Here is an 18,898-nt window from a genome sequence, read left to right on the forward strand (position 1 = left end):
CTACACCTATGACCTCATCTTCATGCCCGGTTAGGGTCTGCAATAATTTCCCTTTTTGGTTCCACAACTTCACTGTTTTGTCTGCACTTGCAGTGGCAATAGTCTCTCCATCTGGACTAAATGCTACACCTATGACTAAACTCTCATGCCCCTGAAGACGGTTAAGTTCTCGGTACTTTCCATCATCTATATATATAGCTTGACTCAAAGCATCTATTATTTGCATTTTACTATCTGCTTGAGGTTGGAATATTTGGCTAGGAGGTGGTAGTTGTCTAGCCGCTCTCAATGCTTCCAACAACCCCTCAAAATATTTACCAGAATTAGACAATAATTTAGAAGTAATACTTTTACCCACTGCTTCTGCTTCTGCCAACTTCAGGTCTGCTATCTGCTTCGCCTCCTCTAATATCTGATTCGCCTTTAACTGAGCATCTAATTTTATTTGCGCTTCCAACTTTTCCAGCTCGATCGCCTGTTTCTCCACCTCCTGAGCAGCAGCTAAAAATTGATAGTCTTGATTACTCAGACTTTTATCAACCGACCACGCTAAAGCATCTGCCAATGCTTGACCCCGCAACAGTCGCGACTCATCCTTACATCCTGACTCCTCCCAAGCAGTAAACGCCTCAGAGTAGGGGCGCAACTTTCCCAACTCTTTTTCCACCCACTGCAAATTAAACACTTCTTGATAAATGCGGTTAGCAACTTGTAACCGCCCTTCCTGTTTTACTACTAAACCTGTGAGACGGAGTTCCATTTGGTCGGGAGTGTCGTCTGCTTGGGTGTGGGAAGAGGGGGAAGAGGGGGGAGAGGGGGAAGAGGGGGAAGGGTGGGGAGAGGGGGGAGAGGGGGAAGAGGGAGAAGAGGGGGGAGTGTGGGGAGTGTGGGAGGTGTGGGAGGTGTCGGAAGTATCACTTCTAACTTCTGAGTTCTGACTTCTTACTTCTAAAGTGTGGTCCGTATCACTTCTAACTTCTGAGTTCTGACTTCTTACTTCTAAAGTGTGGGTGATTAAAATCTGCTGATACAGACCCAATAACCGACTCGCCCGTTTTTCATTCACCAAGAGGCGATCGCGTATTGTCTTTAAATGTTCTGGGTCATCATGGACTTGCCAATTATCTATTATTCTCTGTTTGACTAAATCTGCCACCCATTCTGCCTCCTGGTCATCTGGTACATTTTCTGGATTATTACTAATTAATTTACAAACTTTCTGAGTCAAAAATGGTTGCCCTCCAGTCCAATCTAAAACTGCCTCCATCAACTTATTAATATTGGCAGTTTTTTCAACTAAACCTTTTGCTAGAGGTTCTACTTCAGCTAACTGAAAACCTGTTAATTTTATCGGTCTCCCAATATTAAAAGGAGTGCGTTTTTTCTCTTTAATTAAATCTGCGGGAGTTGCCACACCAATCATGGCAAAAGTTAACCTTTGATAATTAGAATTATCTGCTCGTTTATTATAACAATCTCGAACAACTGCAAAAAAATCATCAATATTAAAAGGTAGGCTGAGAGTACTATCTATTTCATCAATAAAAATTACAATATTTTGAGAAATAGAAGGCAATAAAATTTCACCAATAAACTTACTAAAACGTTTAACATGAGAAAGTTGACTATTAGCCTCCCATAATTCTTCGATATCAAAATCATCATCTAAATTTAAGCCAGTCAAAATAGTATCAATAATACTGGCATACCATTCCGAGGGAGTAATATCATGGGTGCCAATTTCTGTCATATCAATAGTGACACAGGCAATATTTTCTTGTTGTAAACGTTGGATAGTTTTGACCCGCAAACTAGATTTACCCATTTGGCGGGAGTTTAAAACATAACAAAAATCTCCATTTTTTAAACCTTGATATAAATCGTTATCAGCTTGTCTGTTGACATAAGTTGTGGCATGAATTGGGAGACTACCACCGATATAATATTCGTAATTATTCATAGTTATTCATAGTTAAATAGTCACTTTTGTAGGTTGGGTTGAGGAACGAAACCCAACTATTAGGTTATAAGCAGGTACAGAAAAAAATTATCTATTAGAAAAGATGGTATGACTTGATTTTGTTGGGTTTCGCTGTCGCTCTACCCAACCTACTTTCTATTTTGATCAATGTTTGCTAAAAATCTGAAATTAGTATTAGTTTGTTGGGTTTCGCTATCGCTCTACCCAACCTACTTTCTCTACATCTATGATCTGGTCAATCAAACCTAATCCCCCGACCCCCTTCCCTAGTAGGGAAGCTATGCTTTATAAACATCTTTCTTAACATAAAATTTGACACGCATAGACAAGTTATGAATAAGCATTTGAGAGGCTTTTTCCTGAGAAAAGTGCATTGAAAAGTACATTTTTTTAAGAAATTCACCCCAAGATTCTTACTCCCCCCTCTTCCCCCTCTTCCCCCTCTCCCCCCTCTTCCCCCTCTCCTTGCAGGAGAGGGGTTGGGGGAGAGGTCTGTTTCAAACATGAACCCGAAAATATTCTCGATACAAACCACACAAAGGCACCACAGCATTTCCCCGAAATTTAACTAATCCCATACTGCGTAATTTAAACCCTTCAATTGTACCAATTTCCACAGGAGTTTCTGTATTAACAACTTTTGTAATTGCTGTCTGCAAATTTTCATCTTTTTGCAAGTTCAACAAATGTCGATGTAAGTGATTATAGTAAGGTCCTTCATCGGTTGGTGCCAGTTCTAAAAGTCGTTCTAAAGTCATTTTTCCGCTAGCAATTTCATAGAGTGCCAGACGTACTAAATAGGGATGTCCTCCTAACATTTCCATTAGTGTTTCTATTTGTGCGTCAGACCAGATTAAGCCATGTCTTTCTACTAAATCTTTTACCTGTTCTAAGTTAAATTCTGGCAACTCAATTCCTAATCCCACATTAAAGGGAGACTGATTAATATTCAGAGGAATATAAACCTCTTTAGAGTGAACAATTATTAATCGTAATCTTTGCCAATCAGGATTATTTTTACCTTGTTCGTGCCAAGCTCTTAATAAAGCAAAAAATTGTGTTGCTAAATCTTTATTTTGGAAAAGTTGGTCAACTTCATCTAACCCCAAAACTATCGGTGTCTTAATTTTAGTCAACAAATATTTCTCAAAATATTTAGTGCATCGCTTTTTCACTCCTAAAACTTTTTTCCAATATTTATCTAACTGTTCGTCTAAATCCAATTCATCACTAACATTCGCGCAAAACCACTGCAAAAATTGGTCTAAATTTTCTAGAAATTCTACATCTATAGTTTGAAAATCCAAATAAACTGTCCGATAATCTTCTTGACTAGCACGATCTAAAATTCGGGATAATAAAGAACTTTTTCCCATTTGCCGAGGGGCTTTAATTCTAATTAAAGCATCTGGCTTCAAAATAGCTTGAAAGCATTCTGACTCAATAGGCATTCGCGACAGCGGAACGGAGTGATATCGCTCGATATAAAAAGGAGAATTTAAAGGAACTTGACCTGAAGGTGGTTCTAATGTTGATGCGGGAGGCTGAGTTATATTATTACTACTAATATTGTTAATAATTGGAGGACTTATTTTAATAGTTTCTCTCTGTTTTTGCTGAGGTATTAATGATTCTAAGTTTGGTTTGATATTCAATAATTCTGCCAAAGCAACTTTAGCATTTTGGTAGCGCTGACGCCAGTTAACTTTTACCATTTTGATTAAAATATTCGCTAGCTCATTATTAATACCAGAAAGTAGAGTTTCACATTCTATTTCTCCAGAAATATTGTGGGGAAATTTTTGAGGAGATTTTCTGACTAAAGCTTGAATAGCAGTTACTCCAACTGCATAAATATCACTAGCAAATTGAGGTCTACCTTGTAGTTGTTCCACAGACATATAACCAGGAGTTCCAATATTAATAGTACTAGTAGGTTGCCCATCATCTCCAACTATTATAGTCCTGACTTCTTTAACTGCTCCAAAGTCAATTAATACTAATTTTCCATCACTTTTGCGCCTCATAATATTGCCAGGCTTAATATCGCGATGAATCACATTATTATCGTGAACAAAAATTAGTAACTTGAGAATTTCTGCTAAAAAATCTATAACTTTAGATTCACTCCAAACTTGATTTACTTCTTTAGTTAAATCCTCACCTTCTACAAGTTCTTGAACTAGGTAAAATTCATACTCATGTTCAAAATAAGCATATAAAGTTGGAATTTGCTCATGTCTTCCCAGCTTATTCAGAATTCGAGCTTCTTGCTCAAATAAATCCTTAACTTTTGCACTTTTTTGTGTGGGTTTTAGTCGCTTCACCACGCGTCTTGGTTTAGGAATTTCCGGTATATCTAAATCTTCTGCAAGATAAGTTTCACCAAACCCACCACCTTTACCTAATTTTTCAATAATTTGATAACGTTGACCTAGAATTTGTCCGAGCAGAGAATTATTTTCAGACATTGGTAATTAGAACTTTGATCGGAAAATATAAAATCATTAATCATTGCCAATTTAAAATTATATCATACTTAGATATAGCCTTTTTCATATTGATGAGTATCCCTATATCTTCACATAATTAGGGAAACCAAAAAAACCGTGGTGGTGAATTGTAATGGTCGTGCATTGTAATTATTTTTGTTAGCAGAAAAGTAGGAGTATCTTGCTCCCGTGCTAGGCATTGCTTGTTCTTTACCATCACGGGAGCTGGACTACCAAAAAAGCTATTCAACTTTTGGCATAGTGCTAATTGTTATATAGGATTATTAGACATCTCCAGAAAAGAGGGAACAGGGAGAAATAATTGATAATTTATCCATAAGAATTGATTTTATTTTTTATTGTTGGAGATGTCTATTGAATTTATAGCGATTTTCATTCATATAGATAGAATACAATGATCAATTCTGTAAGTTATAGCCTTTATTTTATGAATGAAAAACAGTATTTTTTCTATTTCCTATTTCCTGTTCTCTAGTAAATTATTTATCAATTCAATGCTACTAGATATGATATAATTTTAGATTGTCGTTTTAATGTTAATGCTCTGCAAAAATTGCTAAATTTGATACAAAATCTAGTTAGTTTAAATGTATCCTGAGTAACGATTTTTTTTGGCAAATATGTATTTTTCATCCGTAGTTACTCTGAAATACTAATTTTTTTGGAATATTGATAAATTTGATACATAATTAATTTTTATTTAAACTATCATTAGCAATTAAGTTCCACTTGTAAATGTATAATTTGATAGATTTAGAAAATTTCTCACACAGCCAGCATTAAGTATGAAGTAAGCATGGAAAATGAACAAATGATTTTCGCCTAGTCAATCTTACTTGGCAGAGTTACCTCTGCAATTCAACAACTTTTAATAGTCAAAAATCAAAACTTAATAACCATCTAGTTATATGAACTCCGGTAGCATCGGTATTGTATAGGGAAGCTAAGGAAGAAGGAACAAGGAAGAAGAAAAAATCGGCGTTGGTAAATCAAGAGATGAAACTTTAAGAAAAATCTGTTTTTAATACCTCTAAATATCTAACCAGAGCAAGTGATGGGTATCAACTCTAGTAGAAAATCATCTTAGCAATTACCAACGCCAAAAAATCTTAAATATGGTAGATATTTCCCCTGCTTTTACAAAAATGATACCAACGGAAATAATATTATGGCTAGATTTTGGCAAATCAGTCTTCTCTGAAGCCAGAACTACAATTAAAAATTTCAGTAATTTAACTGATTCATTCTCAACAGAAAAGTAAAAATTTTATTCCATAAAGCTCAGTTTAACAACTATAGTTAACTGGCTCCAGTTTTTACTGTCAAATTCGGCATTTTCTCTAGCTACAAAGTTAATGAAATAAATAACTTGTGTTAGCGGATATAGCTAATTAACTTTCAATTCCACCCTGAATTTTTTGCTGTTCACAAAATTTTAAATAAATCACAATTTAATCATGAATAACTGTCCTTGTTGCTCTTCTGAAATGCTACGCCATAGTCGTAATTCGCAAATTTATTGGTATTGTTTGCACTGCAAGCAAGAAATGCCTAATTTAATAGATCGACTCAAAAAACGGACTATTTTAAATAGTTTTCGCGAACATTCCTGTAAAGTGCAAATCGAAACTGCCTACAAGTCTGTAGAAACCCATTTGCATGAAGAAAAAACAGTTATGAATTTACTTGGCATTGCGTAATATCAAATCTGGATAATTACTATACCCAAGTCATTGCGAGTGGAACGGAGTGGAAGGAAGCAATCTCAAGAGTTTAAGAGATTGCTTTCCTCTGGAATGCTAGCCAACGCCTTTGGTCGCAATGACAACTGTTCAACCTGCTAAAAGCTATACCTGAGATTGCCTGCGGAAATGCTCCCGTTGGAATAAAGATTTCGGCATTGCTGAAACACGGTATGATTTGATAATTTGGGATTGTTTGAACTACTTGTTAATATTAACTGTTCCCTATTCCCTATTCCCTATAAACTTACTTTCATACTTTAATTCACCACTACCAAGATTTCTATACCCTAACTTACTCTGGCAAAGTAATCACAGTTTTCACAACGCCTGCTCGTTCCGCCTTTGTAGTCACCTCAATCTCAGAACCAGCAACACCTTTAACAACCCACTCGAAATGACAACGATAACTTCCAGGTTGAGCAAAAAAACTGAAAAAATTAAAAGCTTCACTAGATCGCCCCTGTAAATGCTCAATTTCTTGCCATTGCTTCCCACTCACCAACGTTACACCATCAGGTAAATCTAACATTACCTCTATCGGTTTAACACTTTTTTGTTCCAAAGCTTTTTCACTGGTATGAGTAGGCAAAAATCCTTGATTTTCCAACTGCACTACCAGATGATAAAGATCGCCGCCCTGATGCTCGATCGCCGTCTGACTCACTGCTAAACGAGGTGACATCAAAGCATGGGAAATAGCAAACTGACATTGTTCCTCACATAACTTTGGTAAATATTCAACAGGTGGGTTGTACCAAACTTCCTTCAAATTCCACCCACCAATTTCAACAGTACCCAACTGAGGATGTTCAAATGTTTCCCAGTCAATAAAACCTCTCCCACCCAATTTTTCATCATTCCATTGCATCATTTTCAGATCGTCCGCAACAGGATGGCGTTGTAACCACTTAATATAATCATCCTTCTTAACTCCCGCCGCCGTCGGTGCATCCCAAAGCTCTATAGCAAAACCAAACCAACCGAAGCGATCGTAACAATAGTCAATCATTCCACCAGAAATCTTCTCACGGTTAGGGTACGAGAAGTTATGATAAATCGAAACGCACTCATAACCCGTAATCTCAGTACCCTTTTCTCCAATCAATTTGTAAATGTCTAAATCTTTTGCAGGTAAGTGTTCGTCTGGATAACCACAGTAAGAACGTAAAATTACTCCAGAAAACGTATGATAGTTGATGAAACCATTAATATTAGGATGTTCTCGCCAAAATTCTGCTACAGCAAGAGTTTCAGGTTCAGAAAAAGGAAAATCTCCAGCACCTTTTTGTTTTCCCTCTGGTCGCCATTCATGGGGATAGTTGCGATTAAAATCTACTCCTTCCTTACTGGGAGCAACTTTAATATCGTAACCGTCATAATTTTTGATTGTTCCCTCTGGCAAAATACTGTAGTAAGTACCTCCAAATTCATCGGGTTCGCGAGGCACCATAATTCTTGCGTCTTCCGAGGAAATTTTCCAAGCTCCACAGTTATCTTTGAGTCGCATTTGCAAAATTAACCCATCTCCATTTATATCTTCCCAGTGGAGACCATCGCGTTCTTCAGGATAAGGATAATGACGAATACTCGATCGCAAAATTTGAGGAGTTGTTAAATATTTTTCTGCTCCGTCAACAGCAATGCGAGGTAAAATATAAATTGTGTAGTTGTCTAATAAATGAGTGATTCGAGGTTCACTAGCGTAATTATTTAGTAGATAATAAATAGTATATAGAGCAACTGCCGAACCTGTAACTTCTATCGCATGAATATTACCATCAATCCAATATCCAGGTTTTTCCTTCGCCTTTCCTGTATTTTGATTTGTCAGAGTAGCTAAGAAAATATCTAGTCCGCCGTAGCTTTTGCCAATAACTTTTAAATCTATTAAATGAGGATTATTTTCACTCATTTGATGTAGAAAATTTACTACTTCTTGATATGTGTAGTAGTGGCTAAAATCGAACCCTGATTCTGTCATATTAAATTATTTAATCCTATATAATTAACTTAGTATTTTTGAGCATTATCAAACCAAGTCTGAAACTAAAATTATGAGTTTCAAACATAATTATTAACCTGTTTATTACTTCTGATAATTATGTTCCCACTTCCAAACACTACTCGAAATCAAATTTGTCAAAATATGGGCAATAATTGGTATTAATAAATTACCTGTTACCAAAGCGCTGTATCCTAATATAAAACCAACTATTGTTGCCCAAATCATATAAGGCCATTGTTCCCTACCACTCAGATGTAAAACACCAAAGAAAACACTTGAGGCGATTAAGGCCACTGTATCTAATCCCAAGGCAGATAAGACTACACCTCGAAATAGCAATTCTTCACTTAATCCTGGCAGCAACCCCAACCAAACTAAATCAGGCCATAACAGAGGAGTTAGCACTAACATTAAATATCTGTCTGCACTACGACGATAGGCTGGCCAAATGCGATAAATTAGAGCGCTGGCAGTAGTAATACCTAGGGCGATCGCTAGCCCCCAGAGCAAAGCCCTCAGATTCCAAGTTACAGGCAATAAATTTATACCAAATAGCAGGCATATTTTAGATATTGCCAGTAAGACTAATGCTGTTACTCCCATTGCCACTAACACTTGGATGCGAGTTAGTGGTTCGATATCCGGGTTTTCAGGAATTTTTTCTGTCACTTGTCAGCTATCAAATAGACTTTAGGTTATCTATCTCAATATTGTATAGTAATTCTCATAGTGATGAGTTACCGAAAAATTGGGTTTAAAGCCTCGCCCATAAGCGGGCGACTTTCTATGTTATGATTAGACTGGTTTCAACACCCGCCTTGTCTCATAAATACTGTAGAAAAGAAGATGTTTTTCGACACTCCTTCAGTTGAGAGCTGAACTTGGGAAGCCTTCAGGTCAATGAACAGTTCAAACATGAAGGCACAAATAAATAAACGCCTACAAGAATTTTTGCTCTTGTCGCGGGAGGGCATTCCGAGACTCTAAACGTACCTGGAGGCAAGCGTAAGACTGGCATCAACTCAGCAGTAGCCAATGAAACGTCAACCCTTTGAGGAGCTACGGCTCGGTAGGAATCCCAGCACCTTTAGGCCGGGGAGGATGTCAAAAATTTATGGTTCAATAATTAATAATTAATAATTGACAATTAATAATTACCTCTTCTTAAAAAAAAGAGCATTGGTTAAAAGGGAATTTTTTTCTTTTATCTTGGTCGATTGGATATGGCGTTCCCTATCTGAGGGTGTTTTTGACTGTCAACGGGATTTACCAATGTCCGCGCCCTAAATGCGTAGTGCTATACTACTGGATTCTAGGAATTGATAATATTTTTGGTCTTAAAGCCTCCGGACTAATACCTGCCCTATGAGCAACCAATACCCCCAACGCTTCTAAATATGAATTTACCTCCAACGCCTTGATACCTAACTTTTCAGGTGATACCTGCATCTGGGTTTGATTTTCTCTGACGGCAATAATTTGCGCTTTAGTTTGACTGAAACTCATCACCGCACTACCCCCACAAGCTGTCGCAGGTACAACTACCGCATCAACTTGTTGTGCCCAGATACTATTAGGAAGTGGCAAACCTTCTTTTAATCCAACTAACTGTGGCGCACGACTCAAACCAACCAAAACACAAGGCAAAAATGTATAACCAATTTCTTCAGCGGCAGACCGGGGTGATAAGTTAGGGTCTAGGGGTAGGGGCAATAAAGCAGGAGCATGGGCGCAGGGAATTTGAAAAGTTTTGACAATTAAATGACTAATAACTGCCTCTGCTCCTGCCAAAGGGTCAACTCCTTGGCCGTGACGATATTCTTGTAATGCTGTACTACCTTCGTCATCGGGAAATCTGGCAACAACAGCGATCGCCTCTGCCTTTGCTTTATAAATCAGAGTTTCGGCGGCCCGTAGCAAGCTATCAGGATTAGCTATTGTACCCCAGGATGCCCCAGACTCAGACTGTCGTAGTTCTACTCCTAATGGGGAGTCAGTCACAATGTAATCTGTGAGATTTAGACCTAAAGTTGCTCTTGTAGCATCGGCAGCCTGTAAATGGCGCAGTTGTAACTCTGGTTCAATGGCCTGGTCAAGGATTAAACCTACTCGGTTTTGATGTACTGGTTGTAATCCATACCATCCTTGAGCAAATTTGTCAAGAGCATACCCTTCTACATAGAGAGCATTAGGTAATGACCAATAGAGTTGTGCCCCATTTAGAACATTGGGGTGAGTTATCAGAATATCAGAGGTTTGGGCGATCGCTCGTGCTACTGGTAAACCATCACCAGCATAACCTCCGATAGATGCACCGATACCAGTGGGAATAATTAAGACTACTGTATAAGGAGGGGGTGTCAAGTCAAAAGTCAAAAGTTATATTATGTTCGGATAATCACTTATAATAAAGTATATGGTTTGTAGTATAGCTCTCAGCCCTATCTACAGTTGGGGCTGAAACCCTACTACTAGCTTTAATTATAATAACTATTTAACCGAACATGATATTAAAAGTAATTTCTATCTGAGTAGTAAGTTCGGTAGTTGCTAAAAAATTTTGATTCACTAATTTTAGCAGCAAGACTTATTATTATAGCAGTTTTTAGAGGATATTTATAAATAAAAAAATTCAGCCTTGATGTAGTATAATGACACGCCTAAAATGTTGGAATAGTAGGGGCGGGTTCTAGTTAAATTAATGAAATTCAACCTGAAATCAGATGAACCCCACCCGATCGGGCGAGGTATCAAAAAATATCAACAAATCATTAGGAATTAGTTGTTAGATTTCTTTCCTCAACTACTACAGCTTCTAGATGAGCTTTTTGTTTTTCTGTATCTACCTTTGTCACTGCCCAACGTAGAGGAGTGCCACGTTTTTCCAACTCTTTTTCAATTTCTTGATTGAGTTTTACTGGTGATTCTTGCAGGTCAATTTCAGCATTAATAAAATGACTAGTCATGGCAATTGTATAATTAATTGGTTCATACTTACTTATATTAAGCTAACAGCTATAAAATAGATAGCATACTTAACTGTTTAATCCAGAGAAAAGAAGAAAATTTTCAAGATAACAAGGATGCTGACTGGGGAATAATCAAGTATAAATATTAAGTATTTATTGATTAGACCTCTCCGGAAAAGAGGGAGTAGGGAGTAGGGAGTAGGGGGAAATAATTGATTATTTATACCCGATAATTAATTTGATTTTTGATTATCGGAGATGTCTATTAGCTTTACCCACTTTTTCCATCTATACATCCATGTGAAAAATTCGTGTCGTGCTTTTCCTTCTGCAAAGCTATTTATGGAGAACCAAATTGACGCTTATAAACCTCATCTTCCTTGCCAGTTTCTATCTTTAAATTAGACCTAGGATAGGCAACACATAATAACACATAACCTTCCGCTTGCAGTTCTGGACTAACTCCCATACCATCACTTTGGTCTACGGTACCCTCTCCAATAATTTGAGCTGCGCAAGTAGTACAAACCCCTGCATTACATGAATTAGGCAACTCCAGTTTAGCCTCTTCAGCAACCTCCAGAATTTTCTTATCTTCTGGCACTTCTATAGTGTGATTTTGTCCTTGGTGGTGGATTTCAACAGTATAAGTCTTAGGCATATTGTAATTCTTAGATTTAATTCCTAAACGGAATTCAGACTTCTTTTGTTTATGAAGCATTATGTATGCTAACCGTTCTACTGAACTTACCCAAACTTACCCAAACCGAGGTTTGAGCTTTGGAGACAAGCTTCCTGCTTCACTGAAGACCACTGCCTCAAGGGCTGTAACTTATCTTCAAGAGCAGGCTTAAAATCGGCGGGAACTCCACCTAGTTATTTAACTATAACATAAGCTTTGCCATTTACTCCAAAAAAAGTAATTTTGAAAAAAAGTAAGTTCAAGTATATTTAGTTAAGATTTCAGCTTCTGTTTTTACCCTCTTTATAAATTGAGGGCAACCATAATTATTGGAAATGAAACAAAATTTTACAATCTATAATAATTGCAAAATTTTTCTATTAATTAATATCATGTTAGCTAAAACATTTATAATTAGGCTCGTAGTTGGGTTTTAGCCCTTCAAATATTTATGTTTGGGCTAAAGCCTAACTACAAACAAAATTTTTATTATAACCAATTATTCTAATATAATCTAAGATTATTAAAAATAATTACAACAGTTTTGTTATTAGACATCTCCAAAAATCAAAAATAAAATCAATTATTATCCATAAATTATCAATTTCCTCTGCCTGTTCCCTGTTCCCTCTTTTCTGGAGAGATCTATTAAGTAGACCAAAGTAGGGATGTTCAATGAAACATCCCTACTTTGGTGATAGTTTTAACTGTTTGCTTCACCCATGCTAAAATTGCTATAAGCTATTTTATTTCTCAGTTATATATCGAAACAGTTTAACCATTACCATTACCATTCGTACTACCATTCTTTGTCAAAACTTTTTCCGCTAACTTATCTGGCATTTCTTGTAAATGATCGAACTGCCAATTAAAACAACCGACTCCCATTGTTTGCGATCGCAACTCCACAATTAAATCTTGCATTTCTGAAAAAGCTAAATAAGCAGAGGTCTTATCCCATCCTTTCCAGTCAGTCATACCTTCATAACCTAATATCTGACCGCGACGGATACTAATTAACTGCAAAACTTTTGAAGTAAATTCACTGGGTGCAAAAATATCTACTAAAGCAATAGGTTCTAACAATACTGGTTGGCAGTCACTCATTCCCTGCTGCATTGCTACCCGCGCTGCTTGCTTGAATGCTTGCTCCGAACTATCCACCGAATGATACGAACCATTCGTCAATGTCACCGCCACATCTACCACCGGAAAACCAAGAGGACCATGTTCGAGATATTCCCGCACTCCTGTTTCCACACCGGGAATATATTGCTTCGGTATCACCCCACCAACAATGGTTTGACTAAAATTAAAACCTGACCCCCGTGGCAACGGTTGAATGTCTAAATACACATCTCCAAATTGTCCATGACCGCCACTTTGATGTTTGTAACGACCGTGAGAAGTAGTATTTTTCCGAATAGTTTCTTTATAGGGAACTTGAGGTAAGTGGGTTTTCATCGAAACATTATATTTCCGGTGCAAACGGTCTAAACTTACCTGTAGATGAATTTCTCCTTGACCCCAAAAGATGACTTCGTGAGTGTCGCCATGTTGTTCCCACATTAATGCAGGATCTTCTTCGAGCAACTTTGTTAAAGCGCCGCTCATTTTTACTTCATCTTTACGGTTTTCGGGAGCGATCGCCATAGCAAAAACAGGAGGCAATACTGCTGCTTTGGGCAACTGAGTTTTCAAACTTGCATCTGTAGTTAAAGTCTCACCTGTTGGGATACCTTCCATCCGACTGAGGGCAACTATTTCTCCAGTTTGAGCTGACTGTAAACTTTTTGTTTGCTGACCCATCAACCGATACATTCCACCGATGCGAACTCCATTTAAAGTCATACCATCAGTAATTTCGCCTTGCCATACCCGAACTAAAGAGAGTTTACCACCTTGAGGAGTGTAGTAGGTTTTCAATACTTGAGCAATAGGTGTTTGAGCATCTGATTTTAAACCTCGACGTTTTGCTGTTTCTGTTGGAGCAGGAGTTTCTCGCACCAGAGCATCTAGGAGAGAACGCACACCTGAATCTTTTTCTGCCACCCCTACAAATACGGGTACAATTAAATCTGCACTCAACTCCATTTTTAAGTCAGCAACTATTTCTTCGGTAGGTGGTTCGATATTTTCGACCAACTCTTCTAGTAAATTATCATCAAAATTAGCTAACTCTTCCAGCATTTCTTCTCTGGCAGCGTGTTCTTCTGCTTTTAGAGACTCAGGAATTTCTACAGGTTCTGATGGTGCTCCTGGATGATAATGATAAGCTTGTTCAGTTACTAAGTCAATAAATCCAATGAGTTGATTATTTTTGGCAATGGGGTATTGATGGGGGACGATGGGGCGGTTGGAAACAGTTTTTAGTGCTTCTAATACTTTGCCAAAATTAGATTTGCAGTGGGTTTCGTCTGTGCATACCCGATCCATTTTGTTGATGAAGACTATATGGGGAATTTCCCAGTCATCGAGAAATTTTAATAGTGGGGCGAGGGTAAGAACGCGAGCTGGGTCTGGTTCACACACGACTATTGCTGCCCCTGCTCCGACGAGAGCATTATTCGTTTCTTGGGCAAATTCTATGGAACCAGGGCAGTCTAGAAACGTAAAATGAATGCCGCCGTACTTGGTACTGGCGGCATTTATTTCTACTGTCATGGAGCGATCGCGAGCTTCTGTACTAGCATCTCCAATGGTGTTACCATCTTTGACACTGCCTTTACGGGATATTGCTCCTGTGGTTGATAATATACTTTCTAGTAGTGTTGTTTTTCCACTTAAATAGGGGCCTACTATGGCAATATTCCTGACATTTGAAGCGACTTTTTCTGACATAATTATCCTCCTCACAATGCTTTATAATTCAGCATTGATGATTAACATTCATAGCTTTTTGTTAGACTTTATCTGTTCTTTATATATTCTCAAGCTATATTTTCAGGTTAACCTATTTTTACTACTATGAAAAAAAAAATTCATGTATCTTAAATTTAAGTTCAACTTAAATCAAGTTTGATAAACTAATATCAAATATGTTTAATTTTTGTTACTAACTCTTCCCTTAAATATCTATAAAATATTAAGCTAGTTATCTGTAGAAATTTAATTACCAATAGTTAACAAAAAAGGAAAAATTTTATAGCTATCTGTGGTGGATTGGCAACAAACCTATAATTCTCAATTAATTGTTAATTATTGGCATTGAATCTGAAAGACTTCTAGACGTACTCTCTTCATTGCCCATACTTGATCAAAGCACTTCAAATAGAATTGCTGTGGTGATTCTATTGTAGTCTATTCCCTAATAATTAAAATAGTTTTTTCCCTGATGAGGATAAATTTAGCAGAATTTTAAGTAAAAACTATTACTAGAAAAATATGTTTTTTTTGATTAAGAGACTGTCGATAAAACAAATATTAAGATAGCCAGAATAGTTAATCTCGGTGGGTTATTATATCGACTATCTTTGCTGTAGTAGGTTTAAACCTACGTAAAAAACTTTTGAGTTCTGACCACCATAATTCTATGGGATTAAACTCCGGTGAGTAAGCTGATAAATTCAGTACACTCGCCCAAAATGAATTGAATTAATGGTTCAATTATTTTTAACTTATTGGGAGGTAAATTATCCATCACTACTACTGCTTATTCCCATAGATTAGGGATGAAAAAATGTTCTACAAAAACTTGAAATGCAAATGCCATCCATCGACCCATTAAGTGTAATTAATCCTACTACTTTTGTGAGACTAATTGCTCCAACAACTGTGACTTTTTGACCTCGATAAAATGGTGAAAATCATAGACTATACTTCCAAAGTATGAACATGCATGAGTTCTGGTTAACCCCAATAAAACATCTATTTTATCCAATAAAACCAAGTTTTCAGGCTGAATGTTTTTCATATTTTTCCAATATTCACACCTCAAAATTTGAACTCTTTCAGTGGCTGACTGGCTGCTTCGTATGGTTTTTTTATGGTTAAATTGCATTTTTGGAGTTCCCGACACATCATACTAGGGCTAACAAATTACTTGTAGTTAGATAGCTAATATTCACAGTATTCATTCAAGGTATAATCAGGATATTTTTCTACCATCTCTATCAATTTAGTTCTGTGAAAATGTAATAGCCTTTTGAGGCTACCACCTTGCTTTTTAGGGTGAATATGACCAGTTAGTTGTTTTTGTTTTAATAGTTTTTGAAAAAATGTTTTACTCACATCAAATCGGGCTGCTACTTTGGGAGCGGATTGCAATTCCGAGAGGGAGATGTAATGGAAGTAGACCACATTATCCCGAAGTCGAAATACGGAAAGGATGAGTAAAAAAATCTGCAACTGTTACATAGACATTGCCACGATAAAAAGACAGCCAGCGATGGCAGTTTAAGGGGTATCAACAGTATTAAAATAATTGAAAAAAGTTAAACATTATTACACATTTACTGTGATATAGCAGTTCTCATATTAATGAGGTACAGTATTTTTTTCTATTCCTTACATAAGCGTTTGGTAGCTGAAGTAAAAAGTCAAAATCCCTGGTATTATGAAGTATCAAAGTGTGCCCCAAGGGCAAGCATTAAGAGACTTAGAAAGGGCATTTAAAAACTTTTTAACTATTCCCAAACGTGGTTTCCCTAAGTTGAAGAAAAAAGGGAAAAAAGATAGTTTCTATCTAGAAGGAACCATTAAAATTTTAAAAATAAACTATATCAAATTACCCAGAATAGGAATAGTAAAAACTTATGAAATATTACCATCTGTACCAGTTAAAAATGTGACAATCTCAAAAAAAGCAGATAACTGGTACATTAGTTTTAAATATGATTATCAACCAAGTCCTACTACCAAAGAACGAGATATTATTGGTGTATATTTAGGAATAAATGCTTTAGCAACTTGTAGTGATAGAACGAAGTTTGCTAATGTTAAACTTTATAAGCAAGCAAAAAAACGACTAACTCGTTATCAACCCTGTGTTAGCCAAAAAAAGCCAGGCTCGAAAAACCGATGGGAATATTGTCAAAACTACTAAATTTTTTTAATATGGATTACGAAACCGCCCGTCAATTTCTCATTGACCAAGGAACTGCCCTAGAAACAAAAATTAATCCCGATGCTTTTCTCATGCGTCTCGACCAAGGTAAACCTCCGATTCCCGGTCAAGTAACTAACATTTTGTTGGCTCTAAAAATTTCTTTTGAAACATTACAATGCGACCCCCTTCTAGACCGAGAATTAGTTGCCGGATTATATTTATTAGCAATGGAAAGCCTGAAATTATTTGAAGCAGGTAGACGAAAAAGAGTTATGTGGCCGCCACTTTTAAAAGAAGATATCGAACGAATTACAATTGCCGTGAAAAATATCTTTTCTGGAGTTTGGTCTGAAGCAAAATAATACTTCATCGGCAAGTATTCAGCTATTAACACTCAGCAAACAGTATTAAATTAGAGCGTTAGGATTAGAAGATGGGAAATAAGAATAATTTTTAGGGATTTGTAGTTAGATAATTTTCTCTCAATCTCTTGATCAGGACTTACGCAAGAGTGCTATATATAGTGTGTTTGTCTAAGTCCTGTTTATAATAATTCCTCTAAAAAAGGTAATTAGCTGATAGCTGACATCTAATACCAAATTGATAAATTTTTGCTACAAATAGCTAGGCTATTTCTTATAAGTCAACTCACCCCTAACCCCTCCTGGGAGGGGAAATCAGGAGTCAGGAGTCAGAATTAATAGGTTTGATACCATTTTTTATGTTGTAAATTATCTTTTTCGTCAAATAGATATTTCAGATTAAGTCTTTTAATAGTGCTTATTATTAGTAACATTCTTTTGGCAAAATGGTATAAATACTTACCTTCATAAGGTTGATTTATTTTAAATTCTGAAGAGAGGCAAAAGTTAATCTGTACTTGTAGATAGGCAAGACCCACCTGCCATATCTATTACAAAATACAGAAATACCAGACTTTTCAAAGATTCACAATTTTCTGAGAAAATCTGGTAATTTCTTGGGATTAATGTTGACTCTATGTTGCAAAATAACTTTAATCAAAAAGAAATTTTATCTCATTTTTTACTCATACTTATTCAGATTATTTACTGAAATCCTTTTTCTCCGAAAAACTTTCTAGAGATGCTAAAACTGTAGGTAGTTCGGCTAAAAAAGTTGCTACTATTTTTTCATCTTGACAAGCTCTAAGGTTACTTATAGTAGCCTCTTTTTCTGAAACTTTATAACTCATAAGTTGTTGATTGAATTTGTGGGTTAATGTTGATAGTTTAGCCTGTGGTGCAATTAAAACCATGACTTTCACCTCCAGTCAATTAATTTAGGGAAGCCTTAGCTTTTCTCCCTACTTCTATCATTACCGATTTTAGGTCTGACTTAAAAAAATGTAAAATAGCTTTACAATTGCTAGGGATCAACATTGACATCCTCCTAATTCATGCCACATTATAGCAGTTTTCCAAAATGTTGACTACAAAACTTCTGGCTCACAGGAGTGCGCGTTCCCTCTCTTGGTGGGCGTTCCCATGGCGAGGAGACCTCGCCGGGTTCCGACCGCTTGCGACTTGCCTCTTGCAGAGGAGCTGCCTCTTGCCTCCTTCGGAGGAGCTGCGCTAACACAGGAAGTTCGCTAACGCTAACGTCGTCGCGGGGTCGCACCGCTTGCGTAAGACGTACCCCCCGGGAGCTGACCGCTTGCATCTGTCGCACCCCGCGGGATCGCACCGCTTCTGCCTTCTGCATAAGTGCCTTTAAGCAAAAATCTCTATATTCTAGAGTTGTTGGGAATTAAGCTAAAAAAATGGCTAAAACCCTTATCAATCAAAGTTTATAGCCTTTTTTCAGTCCTAAAATCCTGAAAACCTTATAGAGTAACCTTTTGAGCATTGTTCAATTTTTATTTCCCAACAACTCTTCTATATTAGACTTGTCGCTTTATAAGGTAAAGTATAGAGTTAGTAGGGTGTTTGAAATGGG

12 protein-coding genes and 1 pseudogene are annotated in these 18,898 nt (G+C 36.8%); 4 read left to right on the forward strand and 9 right to left on the reverse strand.

What is annotated here, in order from left to right; genetic code table 11:
• Together ACP6PM_RS28670 and ACP6PM_RS28675 are read right to left on the reverse strand one after the other, a co-directional pair.
• A partial coding sequence (locus tag ACP6PM_RS28670) for an AAA-like domain-containing protein (RefSeq protein ID WP_426590292.1) occupies positions 1 to 1,960 on the reverse strand: 1,960 nt, incomplete at its 3' end.
• 518 nt (positions 1,961 to 2,478) lie between these two features.
• Positions 2,479 to 4,452 (reverse strand): AAA-like domain-containing protein, encoded by a 1,974-nt coding sequence (locus ACP6PM_RS28675; RefSeq protein WP_426590293.1) that lies wholly within the window; start codon positions 4,450 to 4,452, stop codon positions 2,479 to 2,481.
• Positions 4,453 to 5,951: 1,499 nt separating this feature from the next.
• On the opposite strand from ACP6PM_RS28675, the gene ACP6PM_RS28680 reads away from it, so the two are divergent.
• On the forward strand, positions 5,952 to 6,194 hold the full coding sequence (locus ACP6PM_RS28680) for a hypothetical protein (protein ID WP_426590294.1): 243 nt from the start codon (positions 5,952 to 5,954) through the stop codon (positions 6,192 to 6,194).
• A 337-nt stretch (positions 6,195 to 6,531) separates the two neighbouring features.
• Here the strand turns inward: ACP6PM_RS28680 and ACP6PM_RS28685 are convergent, their stop codons facing one another.
• From ACP6PM_RS28685 to ACP6PM_RS28710, 6 genes are all read right to left on the reverse strand, one after another.
• Positions 6,532 to 8,220 (reverse strand): M14 family metallopeptidase, encoded by a 1,689-nt coding sequence (locus ACP6PM_RS28685; RefSeq protein WP_426590295.1) that lies wholly within the window; start codon positions 8,218 to 8,220, stop codon positions 6,532 to 6,534.
• A 105-nt stretch (positions 8,221 to 8,325) separates the two neighbouring features.
• On the reverse strand, positions 8,326 to 8,913 hold the full coding sequence (locus ACP6PM_RS28690) for a CPBP family intramembrane glutamic endopeptidase (RefSeq protein ID WP_426590296.1): 588 nt from the start codon (positions 8,911 to 8,913) through the stop codon (positions 8,326 to 8,328).
• A 633-nt stretch (positions 8,914 to 9,546) separates the two neighbouring features.
• Positions 9,547 to 10,620: a DUF3326 domain-containing protein gene (locus tag ACP6PM_RS28695; RefSeq protein ID WP_426590297.1), complete on the reverse strand. Its 1,074-nt coding sequence runs from the start codon at positions 10,618 to 10,620 to the stop codon at positions 9,547 to 9,549.
• 395 nt (positions 10,621 to 11,015) lie between these two features.
• Positions 11,016 to 11,210 carry a hypothetical protein gene (locus ACP6PM_RS28700; protein ID WP_426590298.1) on the reverse strand — a complete coding sequence of 65 codons (195 nt, stop codon included), beginning with the start codon at positions 11,208 to 11,210 and terminating at the stop codon, positions 11,016 to 11,018.
• A 343-nt stretch (positions 11,211 to 11,553) separates the two neighbouring features.
• Positions 11,554 to 11,874 (reverse strand): 2Fe-2S iron-sulfur cluster-binding protein, encoded by a 321-nt coding sequence (locus ACP6PM_RS28705; RefSeq protein WP_426590299.1) that lies wholly within the window; start codon positions 11,872 to 11,874, stop codon positions 11,554 to 11,556.
• 795 nt (positions 11,875 to 12,669) lie between these two features.
• Entirely contained in the window at positions 12,670 to 14,736 is a 2,067-nt protein-coding gene (locus ACP6PM_RS28710) for an elongation factor G (protein ID WP_426590300.1), read from the reverse strand.
• A 1,443-nt stretch (positions 14,737 to 16,179) separates the two neighbouring features.
• On the opposite strand from ACP6PM_RS28710, the pseudogene ACP6PM_RS28715 reads away from it, so the two are divergent.
• The 3 genes and pseudogenes from ACP6PM_RS28715 to ACP6PM_RS28725 form a co-directional block, all read left to right on the forward strand.
• A pseudogene (locus ACP6PM_RS28715) lies at positions 16,180 to 16,332 on the forward strand (HNH endonuclease); the annotation flags it as partial.
• Between the two features lie 118 nt (positions 16,333 to 16,450).
• Entirely contained in the window at positions 16,451 to 16,939 is a 489-nt protein-coding gene (locus ACP6PM_RS28720; RefSeq protein WP_426590301.1) for a transposase, read from the forward strand.
• Positions 16,940 to 16,950: 11 nt separating this feature from the next.
• Complete coding sequence (locus tag ACP6PM_RS28725) at positions 16,951 to 17,304, forward strand: Dethiobiotin synthetase (RefSeq protein ID WP_426590302.1); 354 nt, start codon at positions 16,951 to 16,953, stop codon at positions 17,302 to 17,304.
• Between the two features lie 701 nt (positions 17,305 to 18,005).
• Here the strand turns inward: ACP6PM_RS28725 and ACP6PM_RS28730 are convergent.
• Positions 18,006 to 18,218, reverse strand: a complete 213-nt coding sequence (locus tag ACP6PM_RS28730; protein WP_426590303.1) for a hypothetical protein — start codon at positions 18,216 to 18,218, stop codon at positions 18,006 to 18,008.
• Positions 18,219 to 18,898: the final 680 nt, after the last annotated feature.

Source organism: Dapis brunnea BLCC-M229 (assembly GCF_050015995.1).
In the GTDB taxonomy this organism is placed as follows: Bacteria; Cyanobacteriota; Cyanobacteriia; order Cyanobacteriales; family Microcoleaceae; genus Trichodesmium.